Annotated in this window: 16 protein-coding genes; 9 read left to right on the forward strand and 7 right to left on the reverse strand. The window is 71.8% G+C overall.

Annotated elements, in window-relative coordinates:
- Positions 1–139 precede the first annotated feature (139 nt).
- Positions 140–331, forward strand: a complete 192-nt coding sequence (locus tag ACQEU6_RS35815) for a hypothetical protein (RefSeq protein ID WP_499337949.1) — start codon at positions 140–142, stop codon at positions 329–331.
- 256 nt (positions 332–587) lie between these two features.
- Entirely contained in the window at positions 588–1,571 is a 984-nt protein-coding gene (locus ACQEU6_RS35820; RefSeq protein ID WP_499337951.1) for an MBL fold metallo-hydrolase, read from the forward strand.
- Positions 1,572–1,991: 420 nt separating this feature from the next.
- Here ACQEU6_RS35820 and ACQEU6_RS35825 read toward each other — a convergent pair whose 3' ends face one another.
- Complete coding sequence (locus tag ACQEU6_RS35825) at positions 1,992–5,021, reverse strand: AAA family ATPase (RefSeq protein ID WP_499337952.1); 3,030 nt, start codon at positions 5,019–5,021, stop codon at positions 1,992–1,994.
- 160 nt (positions 5,022–5,181) lie between these two features.
- On the opposite strand from ACQEU6_RS35825, the gene ACQEU6_RS35830 reads away from it, so the two are divergent.
- The gene (locus ACQEU6_RS35830) at positions 5,182–5,616 is read left to right on the forward strand and encodes an NUDIX domain-containing protein (protein ID WP_499337954.1); all 435 of its coding nucleotides are present in this window, start codon (positions 5,182–5,184) and stop codon (positions 5,614–5,616) included.
- An 84-nt stretch (positions 5,617–5,700) separates the two neighbouring features.
- Positions 5,701–7,023, forward strand: a complete 1,323-nt coding sequence (locus tag ACQEU6_RS35835; RefSeq protein WP_499337956.1) for a serine/threonine-protein kinase — start codon at positions 5,701–5,703, stop codon at positions 7,021–7,023.
- A gap of 209 nt (positions 7,024–7,232) precedes the next feature.
- On the opposite strand, the gene ACQEU6_RS35840 is transcribed toward ACQEU6_RS35835, so the two are convergent.
- The 4 genes from ACQEU6_RS35840 to ACQEU6_RS35855 form a co-directional block, all read right to left on the reverse strand.
- Positions 7,233–7,793, reverse strand: a complete 561-nt coding sequence (locus ACQEU6_RS35840) for a GNAT family N-acetyltransferase (RefSeq protein WP_499337958.1) — start codon at positions 7,791–7,793, stop codon at positions 7,233–7,235.
- A gap of 84 nt (positions 7,794–7,877) precedes the next feature.
- A complete protein-coding gene (locus ACQEU6_RS35845; RefSeq protein ID WP_499337960.1) occupies positions 7,878–8,759 on the reverse strand; it encodes an SRPBCC domain-containing protein in 882 nt (293 codons plus the stop codon).
- 29 nt (positions 8,760–8,788) lie between these two features.
- Positions 8,789–9,124 (reverse strand): ArsR/SmtB family transcription factor, encoded by a 336-nt coding sequence (locus ACQEU6_RS35850; RefSeq protein WP_499337962.1) that lies wholly within the window; start codon positions 9,122–9,124, stop codon positions 8,789–8,791.
- 77 nt (positions 9,125–9,201) lie between these two features.
- A complete protein-coding gene (locus tag ACQEU6_RS35855; RefSeq protein WP_499337964.1) occupies positions 9,202–10,953 on the reverse strand; it encodes a phospholipase D family protein in 1,752 nt (583 codons plus the stop codon).
- 193 nt (positions 10,954–11,146) lie between these two features.
- Between ACQEU6_RS35855 and ACQEU6_RS35860 the strand changes: the two genes are divergently transcribed.
- Positions 11,147–11,944, forward strand: coding sequence for a nuclease-related domain-containing protein (locus tag ACQEU6_RS35860; protein ID WP_499337965.1), 798 nt, complete (start codon positions 11,147–11,149; stop codon positions 11,942–11,944).
- Positions 11,945–12,013: 69 nt separating this feature from the next.
- Here the strand turns inward: ACQEU6_RS35860 and ACQEU6_RS35865 are convergent, their stop codons facing one another.
- Complete coding sequence (locus ACQEU6_RS35865) at positions 12,014–12,451, reverse strand: nuclear transport factor 2 family protein (RefSeq protein ID WP_499337967.1); 438 nt, start codon at positions 12,449–12,451, stop codon at positions 12,014–12,016.
- Positions 12,452–12,474: 23 nt separating this feature from the next.
- Entirely contained in the window at positions 12,475–13,344 is an 870-nt protein-coding gene (locus ACQEU6_RS35870) for a TIGR03619 family F420-dependent LLM class oxidoreductase (RefSeq protein WP_499337968.1), read from the reverse strand.
- An 86-nt stretch (positions 13,345–13,430) separates the two neighbouring features.
- Between ACQEU6_RS35870 and ACQEU6_RS35875 the strand changes: the two genes are divergently transcribed.
- The 4 genes from ACQEU6_RS35875 to ACQEU6_RS35890 all read left to right on the forward strand — a co-directional run bounded on the left by ACQEU6_RS35875 (position 13,431) and on the right by ACQEU6_RS35890 (position 18,820).
- The gene (locus ACQEU6_RS35875; RefSeq protein ID WP_499337969.1) at positions 13,431–14,300 is read left to right on the forward strand and encodes an SDR family NAD(P)-dependent oxidoreductase; all 870 of its coding nucleotides are present in this window, start codon (positions 13,431–13,433) and stop codon (positions 14,298–14,300) included.
- A gap of 11 nt (positions 14,301–14,311) precedes the next feature.
- Complete coding sequence (locus ACQEU6_RS35880) at positions 14,312–15,244, forward strand: EI24 domain-containing protein (protein ID WP_499337971.1); 933 nt, start codon at positions 14,312–14,314, stop codon at positions 15,242–15,244.
- Between the two features lie 98 nt (positions 15,245–15,342).
- Positions 15,343–16,587, forward strand: a complete 1,245-nt coding sequence (locus tag ACQEU6_RS35885; RefSeq protein ID WP_499337972.1) for a hypothetical protein — start codon at positions 15,343–15,345, stop codon at positions 16,585–16,587.
- 100 nt (positions 16,588–16,687) lie between these two features.
- On the forward strand, positions 16,688–18,820 hold the full coding sequence (locus ACQEU6_RS35890) for an acyl-CoA dehydrogenase family protein (protein ID WP_499337974.1): 2,133 nt from the start codon (positions 16,688–16,690) through the stop codon (positions 18,818–18,820).
- The last annotated feature ends 3 nt before the right edge of the window (positions 18,821–18,823 follow it).

Here is an 18,823-nt window from a genome sequence, read left to right on the forward strand (position 1 = left end):
GGACGGCTGCTGTCGCCGCGCGTCCTGGCCCGTCCAAGCCCCTACTGGACACCGGTGCCAGGCGGTGGACTGGGCAGCGGTCGCCCTCACGGTCGGCCGGGCAACCGGCACCCTCGACAGCCGGAGACGGAGAGCCACCATGACAGCCCACCGCCGATGGACCCGCCGCAGTGACGACCGCGCCATCATGGCGAGCCGCCTTGCGCCGGCGGCTGATTCCGCCGAAGCCGACCGCTACTGGCGCACGCGCATCCGCATCGAATCCGTCAAGTTCGTCCTGTGGGTCCTGGTGCAGATCCTGAAGGAAGCCCTGACCCTTCGATGGCTGTGACAGATCAGCCGAGCAGTGCACCCTCGAGCACAGTGCTGTGAGCTGGGGATCGTGTTCGAGTAGGAGGTGATTACCTCCACTCAGGAAAGACGCGTGAGAGCGCCCCCTCGGGGGCGCTTTCTCGTTTCGGGGCGCGGTGTTCGCCGCCGGGCTGAAAACCGGTGTGCCCGGGGGAGGGCCGGCCGCTACGATCGCGGAGCTTGATCACGATGGTCCGGCGGCACCGCCCGCGACCGGTCTGGAAAGGCGCCCGACGATGCGGATCAGGGAGAAGGGGCCCGAGCACCCCGAACCACTGGAGCGAGGGCATCCCTTCCGCCAGTGGAAGACGTGGCGAATTCCCGGTACCGAGCTGACCCTCACCGGCTACTCCCGTGCGAACGACAAGACCTTCTTCCACATCCCAGAGCTGAGGTGCAGCCTCGACGCGGGATTGTGCGAGGGTCGGCAGGTCGACACGGTGTTCCTGACGCACACCCACCACGACCACTCCAAGGATCTCGACTTCCTGACTTCCCGGACGCCCGGCCCGGACGTGTACCTGCCCGCCGAGGCGGTGCCGTACGTGGAGTCCTACCTGCGCGCGTCCGCCGAGTTGAACCACGGGGCGGGATTCGACCCCGCGCTGGCGGGGGGCTACCGCCTGCACGGCGTCCGTCGGGACGACGAGTTCGTTTTCGGGCGCCGGGGACACCATGTGCGGGTGGTGGAGTGCGAGCACAAGGTGCCCTGTGTGGGATATGCCTTCTCGGAGCAGCGCAAGGCGCTGCGACCGGAGTTCGAGGAACTGCGGCGGTCCCTGGTGGGGGAAGGGCGGGGCAAGGAGTTCGGGCGGATCATGGCTCGGCGCCGCGCGGAGGGGACCGAGGTCGACATCGCGGTCCGCCGGCCGCTGTTCGCCTTTCTCGGTGACACGCACGTCGGCGTCTTCGAGCGGAACCCGTGGCTCTTCGAGTATCCGGTCGTCATCACGGAGTGCACTTTTCTCGACGACGCCGAAATGGACCGCGCGAACCGGGTGGGGCACACGGTGTGGAGCCGGCTCAGACCCGTGGTCGAGGCTCACCCGGAGACGCTGTTCGTTCTGACCCACTTCAGCCTGCGTCACTCGGACCGGGAGATCCTCACGTTCTTCCGGCGGCAGTGGGAGGCGGAAGGCGCGGGGCCGGGTGACAACGTCCTGTTGTGGGTGCACCCGGAGAGCCGCCTGCCCGAACAGCACCGGCACAGCGGTTCCTGAGCGTTCTCGGGACGGAGGCCGACCCTTGGCGACGCTCCTCGCCGGAGCTGTCGTCGATCACCGACGGGCGGTGCCCCGGCCGCCGTCCCGGCAGATCACCGACGGCGACCTTCAGGAGGCCGTGAAGCTTGCGCGCGGCGTCCTGGCTCGGCTGGAGCGTCCGTCCTCGGGTCCTGTCCGGCCGCGGCGGGCTGCCTCAGCGCGGCTTGATCTCGCGCTCGCGCTGCTGGCTGCGGATCAGCCGGACGAGGCGGCGCATATGGCGCTGGAGGCGGTGACGAGTGGGCGGTGTGCAGCAGCGGCCGTTCCGCGTCGAGGTCGTAGCCCATTGGAGCGGCGGGCACGGCCTGCTCGGGCTCGGCGTCGCGGATCGGGAAACGGGTGCCCGCCGTCTCGTCGTCCAGCAACGGGTCGCGGCCCCTAGATGATGTCTTCGGGGAGGAGGGTGGCGAGTTGTTCGGTGGTGAGTTCGGCGCTGGTGCTGGCGAGCTGTTCGGTGCGGCGGGCGTGGGCGGTCACCGCGGAACGGAACAGCTTGTCGATCTCGCGCCCGTTGCCCACCTGGAAGCGGTCGCGGCTGGCCTCCAGATACGTGGTGAGGGCCTGCTGGGTGGGTTCTGGGACGCGGTAGTCGGCTGCCTCGGCTTTGCCCAGGAAGATCGAGACCAGGCCGTCGACCTCGTAGGGGCGGAAGGTGAGGGTGCGCGCGAAACGCGATGCCAGGCCGGGGTTGGTTGCCAGGAATCCTTCCATTTCGGAGGTGTATCCGGCCACGATGACGATGATCTCGTCGCGGTGGTCCTCCATGAGCTTGACGAGGGTGTCGATGGCCTCCTGGCCGAAGTCGTTGCCTGATCCGGCCTGGCGGGACAGCGTGTAGGCCTCGTCGATGAACAGGACGCCGCCGCGGGCGCGTTCGAAGACCTCGCTGGTCTTCTGTGCGGTGTGCCCGACGTACTGTCCGACCAGGTCGACGCGTGCCGCCTCCACGACCTGGCCTTGTGCCAGGACGCCCAGGGCGGTGAGGAGTTCTCCGTAGAGCCGGGCGACGGTGGTCTTGCCGGTGCCGGGTGGGCCGGCGAAGATCAGGTGGCCGGTGAAGGGTTCGGCCTGCAGTCCGGCGGCGCGGCGGCGCCGTGCCGAGGCGATCAGGTCGAGCAGGTCGCGGATGTCGCGTTTGACCTCGTCCAGTCCGGTCATCGTCGCCAGCCGCGCCAGCAGGGTGGTGACCTGGTCGGGGTCGCGGGCCTCTCCGAACCGGGCGGCCAGACCGGTGTCGACGTCGAGGTCTTCGGCGACCAGCCGGGACAGCTCCTCGCCGGGGGGCAGTTCCTCCATGTCGGCCAGGCGTTGCGCCTGCCGTTCCACCGCCGCCTCGAACACCCGCCGCGCCGCGCGGCCGTTGCCGAACGACGCGTCGCGCTTCATGGAGGTGAAGTGCGCCAGAAGCGCGGTGCGCGCGTCCTCGGCCAGCTGGTAGCCGTCCTTGTCGGCCTGCGTCCCGACGATCTGGACGAGTTCGGCGGGGCTGTAGTTCTCGAACTCCACCGTCCGGGAGAACCGCGAGCTCAGCCCCGGGTTGGCGGCCAGGAACTCGCGCATCTCCGCCGAGTACCCGGCAGCGATCACCACGACCTCGTCGCGGTGGTCCTCCATCAGCTTCACCAGGGTGTCGATGGCCTCCTGACCGAAGTCGGTGCCGGACGCCTTGCGCGACAGCGTGTAGGCCTCGTCGATGAACAGCACACCGCCGCGGGCGCGGTCGAACATCTCGGTCGTACGCAGCGCCGTCCCGCCGATGTTCTCCGACACCAGATCTGCTCGGCCGACTTCGATGACCTGGCCTTTCTCGACCACTCCGAGCGCTGCGAGGATGCCGCCGTACAGCCGCGCCACGGTGGTCTTGCCCGTGCCGGGCGGGCCCGCGAAGACCATGTGGCGGCCGATCGACGGGCCCGGCGGGAGCCCCGCCAACCGCCGCTGCTCGGCCACCTTCTGCAGATTCGTCAGCTTGCGGATCTCACGCTTGACCCCCGCCAGACCGATCATCGCGTCCAACTCGGCCAGCAGCACATCCGCGGCGCCGCCGACCTTCTTCGGCGCGGGCGGCGCGGCCTTGGGCTCGGCGGGCGCCTGGCTGACGGGCTCTGCGGGCTTCTGGTTCGCGGGCTCGGCCGGTTTCTTGCTCTTGGGCTCGGCCGACGCTTCCTTCTCGGCCTTGGCGGTCGCGGCGGCGAAATCGTAGTCGAGCAGGTCCGGCCTTCCGTTGCCGACGCTCGTCAGGTTGTCGATCTCCACGGTGGTCCCGAGGCAGGCGAGGATGCCGTGGCCCTGGTTGCCCGCCAGCGTGCAGCCGCGGACGGTGAGGTGGCCCCCCGGTTCCACGTTCACGCCGACGAGCTTGCTGCCGGTGATCGTCAGACCGTCCAGCAGGACGCGGGGATCACCGTCCTTCAGCCCGATGCCGGACGTTCCCGCATCGGCGATCCGCCCCCGGACGACCGTGACGTCGGCCTTGTCGGAGAGGTAGTAGCCATTGGAGGCCGCGCCGACGACCTCGCAGTCCTCCAGAAGCGCCTTGCCCTTCTGCACCACCGCGCCGATCCGCCGCGGCGAGGTCATCTTGATCCGCCGGGCGATCAGCGAGCCGCCGGCCGTCACCCACACCCCGTCGAACCCGGGGCGCACGAGGCGGCAGTCCTCCGCGAGCGCGACGCCCTTGGTCGTCACGAACAGGGACGCCTTCTGGGACTCCTTGTCCGAGCCGTCGATCTCGCAGTCGCGGATCGTCGCGTCCGCACGGTCGTCGACCCTGATGCCGGCGTTGGCCGGGTTGCTGACCGTGCACCGCTCGATCAGCGGCTTGGCGCCCTCGGTCACCCAGATGCCGTCCCCGCCCGCGTCCTTGACCTGGCACGACCGCATGGTCACCGTACTGCCGCTGCGGAGCGCCACCGCGTTGCCGCTCGTCCCGGTGACGGTGGTGCCCTCCATGACCCCCGATGAGGCGCTGTACACGATCGCGCCGTCCTGGACCTCGCAGTCCCGCAGGGTGAGGTGCGCGCCCTTCGACGCCCGCACGGCGAGGGAGTTCTTGGTCATGAACTCGCACTGCTCCGCCACGATGGTGCCTTCGGCGGCCTCCAGGGCCAGCCCCTTGTCACTCCAGTTCCGGACGATCAGGCCCTGCAACGTCACCTTGCCGGTGACCTCGATCGTGCCGACGGTGCGACCGTCCAGCGTCACCGAGCCCAGCCCCTCCACGGCCGTCATGACGAAGTCGCCCGTACTGCGGAATCCCGTGTTCGGATACGAGCCCGGCTCGATCAAGATGTGCCGTCCAGGGGGTGCACCCGACGGCAGCGGCGCCTTCAGCGCTTCGAGTACTGTCCGATACGCCCCGGGGGAGGTCAGTGACACGACCAGACGATGCACCCCGAACCTCCTCATGAATCACCGCAATCGTGCCATGGCGAGGCCCGTTCCCGCTTCGGCAATCCTCGCCTCTGAACTGGACGCCGGTGACTCGCCATTGGTTCGGATCACGTGCCGCGCCACTCGCGCCGGGCACTGGTGTACCCGTCGCTTCCGCGGCCGGTAGGTTGCCCGCGTGGACATACGGGTCACAGGGATCGTCATCGAGGACGAGCGGATCCTGCTGCTCGACCAGGACACCGACACCGGACGGTCGTGGTCCTTGCCGGGCGGCAAGGTGGAGGAGTCCGAGCCGTTGGCCGAGGCGCTGGTCCGGGAGATGCGGGAGGAGACCGGCGTCGACGTCGAGGTCGGCCGGCTGCTGTACGTGTGCGACCACATCCGCGGTGACGTGCACGTCCTGCACATCACCTTCGAGGTGCGCCGCACGGGCGGAGCGGTCGGGGTCGTGGCCGGGGCGGCGGACTCCCGGCCGATCCGCGGGGTCGAGTTCGTGCGCCTGGCCGACCTGGCGTCGCTCGGTTTCGGCGAGCGGTTCGCCGACCTCGCGAGGGCAGGGTTCCCCGGTGCCGGCTCCTACATGGGCGCCAAGAGCAACATCGGTCTGTGAGGCCCGAGCCTTGTCGGAAGGCCCGCGGCGACGGCAAAAGAACAATCTTGTACGAGTGTCGGGGGCGTCGGTAGGTTCGCCGGTGTGACGACTGCACCGGAGGCGGCCCCCGGACGGCTGGTCGGCGGGCGGTACCGGCTGGTCGAGACGCTGGGGCGTGGCGGGTTCGGACGCGTGTGGAAGGCCCACGACACCGCACTCGGGCTCGACGTGGCGGTCAAGGAGATGCGGCCGCCCGCCGCCGAGCTGGCCGAGCGGGTCGCGCGCGCCACCCGCGAGGCGCACAACGCCGCACGGCTGCGCGACCACCCGAACATCGTCAGCGTGCACGACGTCGTCGTCGAGGACGGCCTCCCCTGGATCGTCATGCAGCTCGTCGACGGGCACTCCCTGCACGACCGGATCGCGCGGTCCGGCCCCCTGCCGGCGGCCGGGGCCGCGCGCGTCGCCGCCGGCCTGCTGGACGCGCTGGAGACGGCGCACGGCGCCGGGATCGTCCACCGGGACGTGAAGCCGGCCAACGTCCTGCTCACCGGAGGCGGGGACGCCGTCCTCACCGACTTCGGCATCGCGGTCCACCACTCCGACACCACGCTCACCGCGACCGGCGCGTTCATCGGGTCGCTGGAGTACATGGCCCCGGAACGCATCGACGGGAACGACGACCCCGCCTCCGACCTGTTCTCCCTGGGCGCGACGCTCTACCACGCGGTGGAGGGCGTCTCCCCGTTCCGCCGCGACACCACCTCCGCCACGCTCAAGGCCGTCATCAACGACCCTCCCGCAGCGCCGAGGCGCGCCGGAGGGCTCACCGGGCTCATCACGCGTCTTCTGGCCAAGGATCCGGCCGAGCGTCCGACGATCTCCGAGGCGCGCGTGCTTCTCGCCCGCGCCTCCGGACCGGGAGACCGGCGCGTTCGCGACGCGGAGACGGCCGGGCGTCCGACGGCCGGGAGACCGCTCGCCGAGTCGAACGACGGTCGCACGCGGATCGGTGACGGGACGTCGTGGTGGGGGCGGCTTTCAGCCGCCGGCCGGACGGTCGCGGCGATCGGTGCGGTCGCGGCCCTGCTCGGCCTGGCCATGCTGGTCGGCCGCCAGGTGTACGGGCGGCCGGGCGCCGACGCCGCGATCGGCGACTGCGTGTACCGCGCCGGGGACTCCGACTTCGGGTTCGGCACGAAGGAGGGGGAGTGGTACCGGACGCCGTGCGGCCTGCGGCTGGCCGAGGGCGCGGCCTACAAGGTCGTCGGCCGGACCGCCGACGATCCCGACGGCGCCCGTCAGGACCCCACCCGCGGCTGCAGGTACTACTCAGGCTGGAATGGCGGCGCGATGGTCAAGACGTTCCTCGGCGTGGACCCACGGGGCCTGGCCACGAACCTGTGCCTCGCACCGGTCGGCTGACCGGCCCGCTCCCGCCGTAGCCGCCATCCGCGCCGCGCCCTGGGGGACGTGGTGAGGGGATGGCGAGACGCCCAAGGGCCTCGGCAAGGGCCAGCACGTGTACGTCGCGATCGCCGTGTTCCCCTCTGGGGGCGACCCCGGGACCCGTCCCGCGCCTCGTGCGACGTCCGGCCGCTGGACCATAGCCCAGGACCGCGGCTGACCGCTGCCTAGGGCGCCTGCCCGGTCGCCCGCCACTCCGGGGCGAGGACGGACCAGACCTCGATGTCCTGCCGTTTCCCGCGGTAGAGGAAGCTCTCCCGCAGGGTGCCGTCCTTCGACATCCCGAGCCGCCTGGCGACCGCGATGCTGGCCGCGTTGGCGGCCGAGACCTGCCATTCGACGCGGTGGATGCCGCGCTCTTCGATGGCCCAGTCGATGATGGCGCGCGCCGCTCTGGTCACCAGGCCCTTGCCCGCCGCCGACGGCTCCAGCCAGCAGCCGGCCTCGGCGGTGCCCTGCTCGACGTCCATGGTCACGAAGAGGACCCCGCCCACCAGCCGGCCGCCGGTCCAGATGCCGTAGATGCGCCCTCGGTCGGCCGCGGCCTTGTCGGCGTACGCCTGGAGTTGAGCGCGGCTGGAGTCCAGGTCCGTGACGCGGTCCGGGAGCCCGACGAACCGGCCGATGAACTCCCGTCCCCGGTCGATGTGGGCCAGGAACTCCCCGGCCTGCCATGGTTCGAGCGGCCGCAACTCCGCGCCGTCGTCACCGAGGGACACCGCGTACATCAACGCCTCCACTGTCCAGAGCCGGCACGGACTGCGGTGGATCCTCTCACGGGAGGCGCGCGGGCCCGGGTGGCCGGCCCGAGGTCAGGGACGCCAGGGCATGTGCTGGAGGGTCCAGGCGTTGCCGTCCGGGTCGGCGAAACGGGCGTAGAAGACGCCGCCCATGTCCTCCACCGGTTCCACGTCCGCGCCGCGCTCGACGAGGTCGGACCTGGCCCCCTCGATGTCGCTGACGACCAGGTGCAGGCCGCGCTGCGACCCGACCGGCATGTCCATTCCCGGCAGGCCCTCCGTCAGCGCGATCGAGCAGGCCGAGCCCGGGGGCGTCAGCTGGACGTACCGGACGCCGTCCGCGGGCCGCACGTCGACGTCGGCGTTGAAGCCGAGACGGGTGTAGAAGTCCTTGGCCCGATCGATGTCGCCGACCGGTACCGGGACGAGTTCGAGCAGGAGCGTTCCCGGGCGCACGGGCAGCACCGGGGCGCCTTCGGGCTGGGGCTCGGTCATCGGGATTCCTTTCGAGAGCAGGTCGTCGAGTCGGTCGTAGGACTGGCCCGCGCCGCGCCGCATCGGGGTGCGGAGCACGCTGTCGCGTATCTCGCGGGTGGGGTAGCGGACGGTGACGTCCATGGCGGTGCGGCCGTCCCGCTCGTCGAAGACGGTGGTGACCAGGGCCTCGCCGGCCTCCCAGCCGTCGCGGATCTCGCTCTGCACCAGCCTCGCGGGCGCGTCCACCTCGAGGAAGACGCCGCCGTAGCCCATCTCGGCGCCGCCGGGGCCGCGGGAGACGAAGCGCCACGCGCCGCCGGGACGCAGGTCGATCTCGCAGACGGCGAGCCGCCAGCCGCGGGCGCCGTGCCACCGCCTGAGCAGTTCCGGACGGGTGAACGCGTCGAACACCCGCCGGCGGGGCGCGTCGAACGTCCTGCTGAGCCGGATCTCCGTGCCGGAGGGTGTGCCGACCACGAGGCCCGCCCCGCGGGGCGGCCACGCCGTCACGAGTCGTCCCGGTCTTCGAGCCGTGCGAGCAGCGCGTCGAGCTGCCGGTAGCTCTCCTCCCAGTACTGGCGGAAGTCGGCGAGCCAGTCCAGGGCCTCCCGGAGGGGGCGGGCCTCAAGCCGGCACGGCCGCCGCTGCGCGTCCCGGCCGCGCGTGACCAGGCCGGCGCGTTCCAGTACGCGCAGGTGCTTGGACACGGCGGGCTGGCTCATGGCGAACGGCGCGGCCAGCTCGCCCACCGAGGCGTCGCCCCGGGTGAGCCGGGCCAGGATCGCCCGCCGGGTGGGGTCGGCCAGCGCGGCGAACGTCGTGTCCAGGGTGGTGGTGTCCACGAGAAAACCTTCCGGTTCTATAACCAGATGGTTTTTTAGCGGAGGCGTCGCGACCTGTCAAACGAGGGGCGCCGGCTCTAGAAGGTCATGCGCGAGTCGGCGTCCTTGCGGTCGTGGTCCTGCTGCGAGTACGGGACGGTCACCGGCATCGGCAGGTGGAAGCCCTTGATCCCGGGCACCGGCTTGACGTCCGCCGGGAGCGCGCCGCCCCAGGTCGGGGACCACATCGACAGCGCGTTGTCGAGGTGGAGCAGCTCGTCGTAGCCCGGCTGCGTGGCGCCGCTCAGCAGCATCTCGTCCGGCAGGAGCATGCCGCAGTACTTGGCCCACAGGTCGCGGCGCAGGCGGCGGACGAGGCCGGTGTCCGTGGCGTCCAGGACCGCGACGGACAGCTCGGTGTCGGTGTAGAGGCTGCGCCGCATCGCGTTGGCCGACCCCACGACGCAGAAGACGTCGTCGATGATCGTCACCTTGCAGTGCACGGCCGTGCCGGGCCAGCCGTAGACCTCCAGGCCCTGGAGGCCGCTGGGGCCGCCGAACAGGACCGTGGGCACGCGCGGGATCAGGTGGTTGTTGACCGCCTCGGGCATGTCCCCGCTCGGCGGGTCACTGGGATCTCCGCCGTGCAGCAGGATCACCTTGAGGTCCGGTTTCGCCAGCATCCGGGCGTTGATCCAGCCCATGATCTCTTTGCTGCTGAAGGCCTGGTCCGCGATGAAGATGTACTTCTCGGCCTGGCCGATCGCCTTTTCCAGCGCCACCTTGAACTCGAAGAGGCCGTCGGGCGCGAAACTGATCGGCTCCTTTCTGAAGCCGACGCCGGCGGTGATGAGGGCCCGCACCACCGAGCTCTTGTCGTAGAGCCACGTGGGGCCGGACGAGGAGAACCGCATCTTCGGGACGGTCCGCAGCACCTGGACGTGGGCGCCGGTGCCGTCCCCGCGCGGCGGTTCCGGCGGGTCGGGGACCGGGGCGGCCGTCTTGAGCCGCGACTCGATCGGGTGGCGGTCGACCAGGAAGTTCTCGGGCGGCAGCTTGAGGTTCTCGGCCCACATCTGCTGGAAGAACCGGTGGACCGCGGTGGCCGCGGGCCCGGTGACCCGGACCGCGAGGTCGTGCCAGGCCGGGTGCGTCCGGTCCATGACCGGGTCGATGCCGCCCGTGAAGGCGCGCGTCGTCTTGTGGTCGCCGACCACCACGAGCTTGCAGTGCACCGCGCCGAGCGGGTGCGCGGTCAGGTTGACCATCACCTTCCCGGCGCCGGCCTCGCCGAAGCGGCTGCGCATCTCCGCGACGCTGAGCAGCGTCTGCGCGTTCACGATGCGGATACCGCCGAGTTCGGGAACGGCGTACCGGGCGCCGAAGGGCGACACCCAGGCGAGGATCCGCACGTCGGCGCCGGACTTGTGCAGGTCCTCCAGGCGCCGGGAGAGCAGTTCGCCGCTCGGGAGCGTCAGCGGCGGGTACTCCTTGCCGACCTGCACCGGCCGGGTCAGATCATTCAGTACCGGGAATTGCTGGACGACGGCGCTGCCGAACTCGCCGAACGCCTGGACCTCGGTGTCGGCGGGCAGTTTGGACAGGCCGAGCCACCACGCGGTCAGGTAAAGGTACCGGCCCTTCGCCGTGGACGTGCGCAGGGCCTCGATCTCGGCTTCCAGGGCCTTGAAGTACGCCACTCCGTTGACGAAGTGGTCCACCGTGTTCCCGGACAGATCGCCGAGGAAGTTCTGCTGCGGCGCGTACTCGCCGTCACCCCATTTCGTCCGGTCGGTCTCGCGCACCAGGTACTTGCCGATCAGAGCCTGTGGTTTCGATGAAGGATTCATCCCCGCCCCTTCTCCCCGGCCTCCCGCCGGGGGCGCGCCCTGACGGTAGGACCGCGGAACCGTCCGCCAGAATGCGCGAAAGGGTGACATCTACTGCCCATAAGTGACCGAAATTGGACAGACATCTCTCGGGATGGCCGATGACTTTCTCGGCAACTCAGGCTAAGTCGGCAGTTCGCACTATCTTGGATCAATGCGGATCGAAGTGCTATCAGACCACCCCGGTTCCCAACTTCAGGACACCGACGCGGCGCTCGCCCGCGAGCGCGACCGCGTCGCCCAGCACGCCCGGGCCGTGGAGGATCTCCGCCGGCGGCAGGAGGCGTCCCGCCGGTGGTGGCAGCTCGCCAGGCGGTTCCGGGACGCGAGGGAACTGCAGGCCCTGCAGCGGGAGGCGCCCGCGCTCGACCCCGCGGTCATGCATCGGCGCGCGCAGCAGCAGGCCGGCGTCGACGCCGAGGACCGGGTGGCGTCCGAACTGGAACGCTCCCTGCGCGGGGACTGGACGCTGTTCCGCGGCTACGCCAACCGGCGCGGCGAGGTCGACCACCTGCTGGTCGGGCCCGGCGGGGTCTGGGCGATCGAGGTCAAGGGCCAGGCCGTCAAGGTGCACGTCACCGGCGACGACTGGCGCTTCGAGAAGTTCGACCGCTACGGGAACCGGGTGAAGACCGGCGTCCTGGCCGACGGCCGAGGCCGCAGCTGGGGACGGCAGGTCGGCGAGGTCGCCGGAGCGCTGGAGGAGTTCCTGCGTTCCCGCGGCGCGCCCGTCCCGGTGCGCACCGCCGTGGTCGTCATGCACGACCGAGCCGAGCTCGGCACCTGCCGGAACCCGGGGGTCGACGTCGTCGGCATCGGAACCCGGTCCCTGCTCGACCAGGTCGCCCGGACCGGGGGCGTCCTCGATCGCGAAGGCCGGAACAAGGTGGCCGACCTGGTCCGGCGCGACCACCGTTTCAACGCGCAGCGCCGGTCCGGAGGCCGCCGCTGACCGTCCGCGCGCGAGCCGCGGCGGCCTGCCCGCCGCGGCTCGCTCGGGCTGGAACCGGACCCGGCCGGGTCAGGGCGAGGTGAGGGTGGCCATGGCGCGGTCGGGTTCCCAGTGGGCGCGCAGAGACGTGATCTTGCCGGCGTCGTCCACCGTGTAGACGAGGACGCAGTCGATGGTCATCGCGGCGCCGCCGGGCGTCGTGGTCGTGATCGTCGCGACGTTGGCGCAGCAGGGGCCGTTGGCGAAGGAGTCGGCGACGCGGAAGCGGAAGCCGGCGATCGTGGAGATGAAGGAGCTCCAGAAGTTCTCGATGCCGTCCGGGCCCCGGTGGCCGGCGCCCGCCGGGTCGAGGAAGGACGGGCCGACCGGGTCCTCGATGAGGGCGTCCGGGGCGAAGAGGGCCAGCCAGTCGTCCCTGCGGCCCTCGGCGACGGCGGTCATGGAGGCGCGGGCGGCGCGGCGGGCCGGGTGGTCGGAGTCGGGGGCGTCCCAGGCGATCGCATTCACTGTAACGTGTTCTCGTTTCTGGTTCAGGAGGCGGTCTTGGCGATGACGGTCTCGGCGAACCGTTCGAGGTGCTCGATCTTCTTGTCCAGCGGCTCGGTGTCGGGGCCCTGCGCGTAGGGCGTCCGGAAGCCGACGATCACGTCGGTGACGCCCTTGTCCTCCAGCCGCCTCACCCCGTCCGGCGTGTAGGCGTCCATCGAGATGACGTGGACCTCGAAGGGGTCGCCGGCCTTGCCCTCCGCCTCCCGGATCCGGCCCAGCCGGGCGAGCAGGTCGTCCAGGTCGTCGCCGCCGCCCGCGTGCATCCAGCCGTCCCCGCGCACGACGGCGCGGCGCAGCGCGGCCTCGCTGTGCCCGCCGACCAGGATGGGGAAGGGCCGCGCCGGGCAGATCTTGAGCGCCGGGACGTCGAAGTGCTCGCCGTGGTACTCGAAGTACCCGCCGCCGCTCAGCCCCCGCACGATGTCGATGGCCTCGTCCATCCGCTTCCCGCGCCGCTCCCACGGGACGCCCATCACCTCGAAGTCCTCGCGCCACGGGCTGAGCCCGACGCCGAGGCCGAGCCGCCCGCCGGTCAGGCACGCGATCGACGTCGCCTGCTTGGCCACCAGGACGGGGGGACGCACCGGCAGCTTGAGCACGAACGGCGTGAACCGCAGCCGGGTGGTCACCGCCCCCATGGCCGCGATCAGCGTGAACGTCTCGATGAACGGCTTGTCCTCCAGGAAGTCCCGCTTCCCGTCGGCGGTGTACGGGTACACCGAGTCCGACTCCTTCGGGTACACGAGCGAGTCGGCGACCGACATGCTCGTGTACCCGGCCTCCTCGGCGGCCCTGGCCAGCGGCAGGTAGAACGAGGGATCCGTCATGGCCTCGGCGTAGGTGAACCTCATGGCCGAAATAGTAGAACGTGTTCCACTTCGGTGCCAGGGGCGGCGCGTTGTTGCCCGCGGGCGCCGGGGGGTGGTTCGGTGGGGGGATGGAGCGCAGGGTCGCGATCGTCACCGGGGGGACGTCCGGGATCGGCAAGGAGATCGCGCGCGGGCTGGCCCGGGCGGGGCTGCTGGTGGGAATCGTCTGCCGGAACGAGCTGCGTGCCGCCGCGACGGTCGAGGAGCTGACGGCGGACGTGCCGGACGCCCGGGTCGAGACGTTCATCGGCGACCTGTCGGTCCAGATGGACGTCCGGCGGGTCGCGGCGTCGCTGGAGGAGCGGTTCGACCGGCTGGACGTGCTCGTCGACAACGCGGGCGTGTACCTGCTGCGGGCCAAGGTCAGCGCGGACGGGTACGACCGCATGGTCGCGACCAACCATCTGGGGCCGTTCCTGCTGACGAACCTGCTTCTGGGGCTGCTGGAGAAGGGCGCGCCGTCGCGGGTGGTCGTCGTGGCGTCGGAGGCGCACCGGTTCTCCGACCGGCTCGACGTCGAGCGGATGGCCGAGCCCGTGTCCTACGGCCCGGCCGGGGCGCTGCGCGTGTACGGGCGCTCCAAGCTGCTCAACATCCTGTTCGCGCAGGAGCTGGCCAGGCGGATGGAGGGCAGCGGCGTCACGGCGAACGCGGTGTGCCCGGGCTTCGTCGCGACGAGCCTCGGCCGGGACGTCCGCGGAACCGAACGCGTCCTGGCCCTGTTCTCGCACACCCCGGTGACGCGGACGCCGGCGCAGGGGGCGCGGATGGCGCTCCGGCTCGCGCTGGACGAGGAGTTCGAGGGGCGCAGCGGCGGCTACTACGCCGCGACGCCGGGCGCCGGGATGCTGCCGATGGTCGAGGCCCTGAAGGATTCGGAACTGCGGCGCGCGGTGTGGGACCGTTCTGTCCGTCTTGTGGGGCTGCCGGCCCTATAGGGTCAGGGTGCGTGAGCCAACCGTACGGACCGCCGGACCGGCCCGACCCCTGGAGCGGTCCGCCGCAGCCAGGCCCGCCGCAGCCGGGCCCGCCGCCGAGCCCGCAGCAGCCGATCCCCGCGGGTCCGCCGGGGCCGCCGGCCCCGGAGCCGCCGCGGCGGCCCTCCGCGTTCAAGGACTTCTTCAACGGCGTCGGCTACCTGCTGCGCGGCATCGGATGGGTGGCGCGGCATCCGGCCCAGTGGCTGTTCGGGCTGATCCCCGCGCTGATCGTGCTGGCGGTGTACGTCGCGGCGCTGGTCTTCCTGGCGTACCGGATCGACGACCTGGCCGGATGGGCGACGGGCTTCGCCGACGGCTGGTCGGACGCGGCGCGCACCTCCCTGCGGGTCGTCGCCGGGATCGCGCTGTACGGGTCGGCCCTGTTCCTCGCGATCATCACGTTCACGGCGGTGACGCTGCTGGTGGGCGACCCGTTCTACGAGGCCATCGCGGTCCGGGTGGAGGAGTCGCAGGGCGGCGCGCCGCCGGAGCCGGACGTCCCGCTGCTCGTCCAGATCGGGCGGGCGGTCAAGGACGCGCTGATCCTCGCGGCCGTGGCGCTGGTGTTCGCGGTCGTGTTCTTCGCCTGCGGGTTCCTGCCGGTGGTGGGGCAGACGGTCGTGCCGGTGGTCGCGGCGCTGGTGTCGGGCTACTTCCTCGCGGGCGAGCTGACGTCGATCGCGCTGGAGCGGCGCGGGCTGCGGCGCCGGGACCGGTTCGCGCGGCTGAAGGCGGACCGCCCGCTCGCCGTCGGGTTCGGCGCGGCGACCTTTGTGGTGTTTCTCATCCCGCTGGGCGCGGTGCTCGCGATGCCCGGCGCGGTGGCCGGCGGGACGCTGCTGGCGCGGGAACGCCTGGCCGGGGAGCCGCCTGCCGACGCGGGCCTGGCGAGTCCCGGCTGAGGCGTCCGGGACGTCGGCACCGAGGCGATGAGAAGATGTGTCCTGAGCGTGATGACCGGCCGGAACGGCGCGAGTGATCTTGGCGTAACGTGTGCCGCATGTCCGATCAGGGGGAGCGCAGCGTGCGCTGGACCGAAATGAGCGAGAGCGAGCCGCGGGACGGCTCGACCGGGCCGCTGGCGGCCTTCCCCGAGCCGAAGGTGCCGGAGGTGCCGGTGCCCCCGCCGACGGGCCGCACCGACTTCTCCGCGTCCGGCGAGGGCGGCGGGACGCACGACGTCTGGGGCAAGGTCGAGACCGGTCGGCGGCAGGCTCCCGCGAGCGAGGAGCCGGACCCCGAGGACGTGAAGGTCGCGCCCGTGGCCGAGGAGGCGCCCCAGTGGGAGGGGTCGCTCTTCGACGAGGGCGACGACGGCGGCGGCGACGACAAGTACGTCCGGGCCGTCCCCACCGGGTCCGGGCAGCCGGCGAAGCCCGGCAAGCCGAGCAGCGGCAACTGGCAGATGCCCGACTGGATGGCGGACGAGGACGCCGCGGACGCCAAGCTCGGCGGCTCGCCGAAGCCCCGGCGCGACGCCCTGGACGGGGGCGGCGGCCGCTCCCGGATCGTGCTGTTCGGCGGGATCGGCCTGCTGGTGGTCGCGCTGCTCGCGGCCGGCGGCGTCTACTTCATGAAGAGCGGCGAAGGCGACAAGCCGGCCGGCGGCGGCGACACCGCCGACAACGCCGACCGGCGGGCCGCGGCGGAGCAGTCCGAGGCGGCGCAGGCGGAGATGCCGCCGGACAAGCGCCTCGCGACGTTCCCCGGGAAGCCGAGCCGGATGCTCGGGCGGGTCAACGACGTCCACTCCGGGCTGTCGTACCCGCGGCTGGCCGCGCCCTGGCAGGTGCCCACCAAGAAGAACAAGCTGGGCACGCCGGGATGGTCCGGCCAGCAGATCCTCCTGACGGAGCGGCGCGCGGGCCGGCTCTGGTACGGGCAGCTCCTCACCGGCACGCTGATCCCCTCCCTGCAGAGCTCCTACCAGGGGCCGGACAGCGTGAAGAACGTGGCCGGGCTGGCGGCGAAGGGTTACGAGGCGCAGTACTACTCCTTCCCCCACAAGTCGGCGCCGCTGGCGTCGCAGGCCCTGAACGTGGACGGGCACAAGGGCTGGCTGGTCGCCTCGTACCTCACCTACAAGCGGGCCGGGGTGCGCGCGACCGGTGAGATCGTCGCCGTGGCGGTGGTCGACACCGGCCGGAAGGCGCCGGCGGTGGTGTTCGCGTCGATGCCGAACACGAACCGCAAGCAGTGGCCGGACGTCAACCGGTTCCTGGGGCAGCTCAAGGTCGCTTCCTGACGCGGTCGCTTCCTGACGCGGTCGCTTCCTGACCCGGTCGGCCCCTGACAGCCGAATCGCGTTCTCATACGCTGAGGCCACCCCTGAGAAAGGTGTGGCCATGGCCATCGGGCTGACCGAGGAACACGAGGCGCTGGCGGCGTCGGTGCGCGGCTTCGCCGAGCGGGCCGTCGCGCGGGAGGCCGTCCGGAACGCGGACGCGGGCTTCTGGCCGGCGCTCGCCGAGCAGGGGCTCCTCGGACTGCACCTGCCCGAGGACGCCGGCGGCGAGGGCTTCGGGATCCTGGAGCAGGCCGTCGTGCTGGAGGAGCTGGGCCGGGCGCTCGCTCCCGGCCCGTACGCGCCGACCGTGCTCGCGTCCGCGATCCTGCACGCGGCCGGGGCCGAGGTGCGAGGGCTCGCCACGGGGGACCGGAAGGCGGCGGTCGGCCTCTCGGGCGGTCTCGACACGGACGGCCCGACCGTCTCCGGGACGGTGCGGCCGGTGCTGGGCGCGCCCCTGGCCGACGTCTTCGTGCTCCCGGCCGGTGACCGCTGGGCCGTCCTGCGGCGGGACGAGGTCACCGTCGAACCGCTGGAGTCTCTCGACATCACCCGTCCGGTCGGGTCGGTCACGGTCGAGGCCGTGTCCCTTCCGGACGAGTGCTTCATCAGCGGCGTGGACGTGCACGCCCTCGCGTCCGTTCTTCTAGGGGCCGAGGCGTGCGGTGTGGCCGGACGCGCCTTGGACGACGCCGTCGCCTACGCGAAGCTGCGCGAGCAGTTCGGCCGTCCGATCGGCCAGTTCCAAGGCGTCAAGCACAAGTGCGCGCGGATGCTCATCGCCGTTGAGCGCGCCAGGGCGGCTGTATGGGACGCCGCGCGCGCTCTGGACGAGCCAGAAGACCAGCGCGCCTACGCCGTCGGAGTGGCCGCCGCTCTGGCAGCGGACGCCGCCGTCACCTGCACCGAAGGCGACATCCAGGTCCACGGAGGCGTCGGCTACACCTACGAACACGACGCCCACCTCCTCTACCGGCGGGCCCTCACCCTGCGCGCGCTTCTGGGACGGGCGAGCACGCACCGCGCGGAGGTCGCCGCGCTCGCGGTCGGGGGCGTCCGGCGCCCGATGAGCGTCGAGCCGGCCGGGGAGGCGGCGCCGGTCCGCGAGGAGATCCGGGCCCGCGTCGCCGAGCTGGCCGCGATGGAGCCGCTCGGCCGGCGCGCCGCGATGGCCGAGGGCGGCTGGGTGACGCCGCACCTGCCGAAGCCGTGGGGACGGGACGCCGGGCCGCTCGAACAGATCGTGATCCAGCAGGAGCTCAGGGCGGCGAAGGTGCGCCCCGTGCCGCTGATGATCGCGGCATGGGTCGTCCCCTCGCTGGTCCAGTACGGGACGGCCGAGCAGCGGCGGCGGTTCCTGCCGCCGACGCTGCGCGGCGAGATCATCTGGTGCCAGCTGTTCTCCGAGCCCGGCGCGGGCTCCGACCTGGCCGGGCTGCGCACCCGCGCCGAGCGCGCCGAGGGCGGCTGGACGATCACTGGTCAGAAGATCTGGACGTCGCTGGCCCGCGAGGCGCGGTGGGGGATCTGCGTCGCGCGGACCGATCCGGACCGTCCCAAGCACGAGGGGATCACCTACTTCCTCGTCGACATGGCCTCGCCCGGCATCGAGGTGCGGCCGCTGCGCGAGTGCACCGGCGACGCCGTGTTCAACGAGGTGTTCCTCGACGGGGTGTTCGTGCCGGACGACCTCGTCGTCGGCCCGGTCAACGAGGGATGGCGGGTGGCCCGCACGACGCTGGCGAACGAGCGGGTCGGCCTGACGAGCAGCTTCCAGCTCGGCGGCGACCTGCCCAAGCTGCTCGAACTCGCGGCGGAGCTCGGCCTGGACGGGGACCCCCTCGTCCGCGACGGGATCGGGCGCCTCGCCTGTGACGAGCACGCGTTCAACCTGCTCGGGCTGCGCGCCACGCTCAAGCGGCTGTCGGGCACGGACCCGGGTGCGACGGCGAACGTCCGCAAGCTGGTGGCGATGGAGCACGGCCAGCAGGTCACCGAGTACGGGTTCACGCTGCTCGGCGAGGACGGCGCCCTGACCGGCGGCCGCCGCGACCCCCTGCGCGCCCGCTGGACCCGCTACCTGCTCGCCTCCCGGGCGATGACGATCGGAGGCGGCACCACCGAGGTCAACCTGAACGTGATCGGCGAGCGGATCCTCGGCCTGCCCCGCGACCCCGAGCCGGTCGGGTAGCGT

It is taken from the genome of Spirillospora sp. CA-108201, assembly GCF_050936235.1.
In the GTDB taxonomy this organism is placed as follows: Bacteria; Actinomycetota; Actinomycetes; order Streptosporangiales; family Streptosporangiaceae; genus Spirillospora.

Bases quoted from the DNA above. Each gene is read 5' to 3' on its own strand.
- ACQEU6_RS35815 (WP_499337949.1), top strand. From the start codon at position 140: ATGACAGCCCACCGCCGATGGACCCGCCGCAGTGACGACCGCGCCATC.
- ACQEU6_RS35820 (WP_499337951.1), top strand. From the start codon at position 588: ATGCGGATCAGGGAGAAGGGGCCCGAGCACCCCGAACCACTGGAGCGA.
- ACQEU6_RS35825 (WP_499337952.1), bottom strand. From the start codon at position 5,021: ATGAGGAGGTTCGGGGTGCATCGTCTGGTCGTGTCACTGACCTCCCCC.
- ACQEU6_RS35840 (WP_499337958.1), bottom strand. From the start codon at position 7,793: ATGTACGCGGTGTCCCTCGGTGACGACGGCGCGGAGTTGCGGCCGCTC.
- ACQEU6_RS35855 (WP_499337964.1), bottom strand. From the start codon at position 10,953: ATGAATCCTTCATCGAAACCACAGGCTCTGATCGGCAAGTACCTGGTG.
- ACQEU6_RS35860 (WP_499337965.1), top strand. From the start codon at position 11,147: ATGCGGATCGAAGTGCTATCAGACCACCCCGGTTCCCAACTTCAGGAC.
- ACQEU6_RS35870 (WP_499337968.1), bottom strand. From the start codon at position 13,344: ATGAGGTTCACCTACGCCGAGGCCATGACGGATCCCTCGTTCTACCTG.
- ACQEU6_RS35875 (WP_499337969.1), top strand. From the start codon at position 13,431: ATGGAGCGCAGGGTCGCGATCGTCACCGGGGGGACGTCCGGGATCGGC.
- ACQEU6_RS35885 (WP_499337972.1), top strand. From the start codon at position 15,343: ATGTCCGATCAGGGGGAGCGCAGCGTGCGCTGGACCGAAATGAGCGAG.
- ACQEU6_RS35890 (WP_499337974.1), top strand. From the start codon at position 16,688: ATGGCCATCGGGCTGACCGAGGAACACGAGGCGCTGGCGGCGTCGGTG.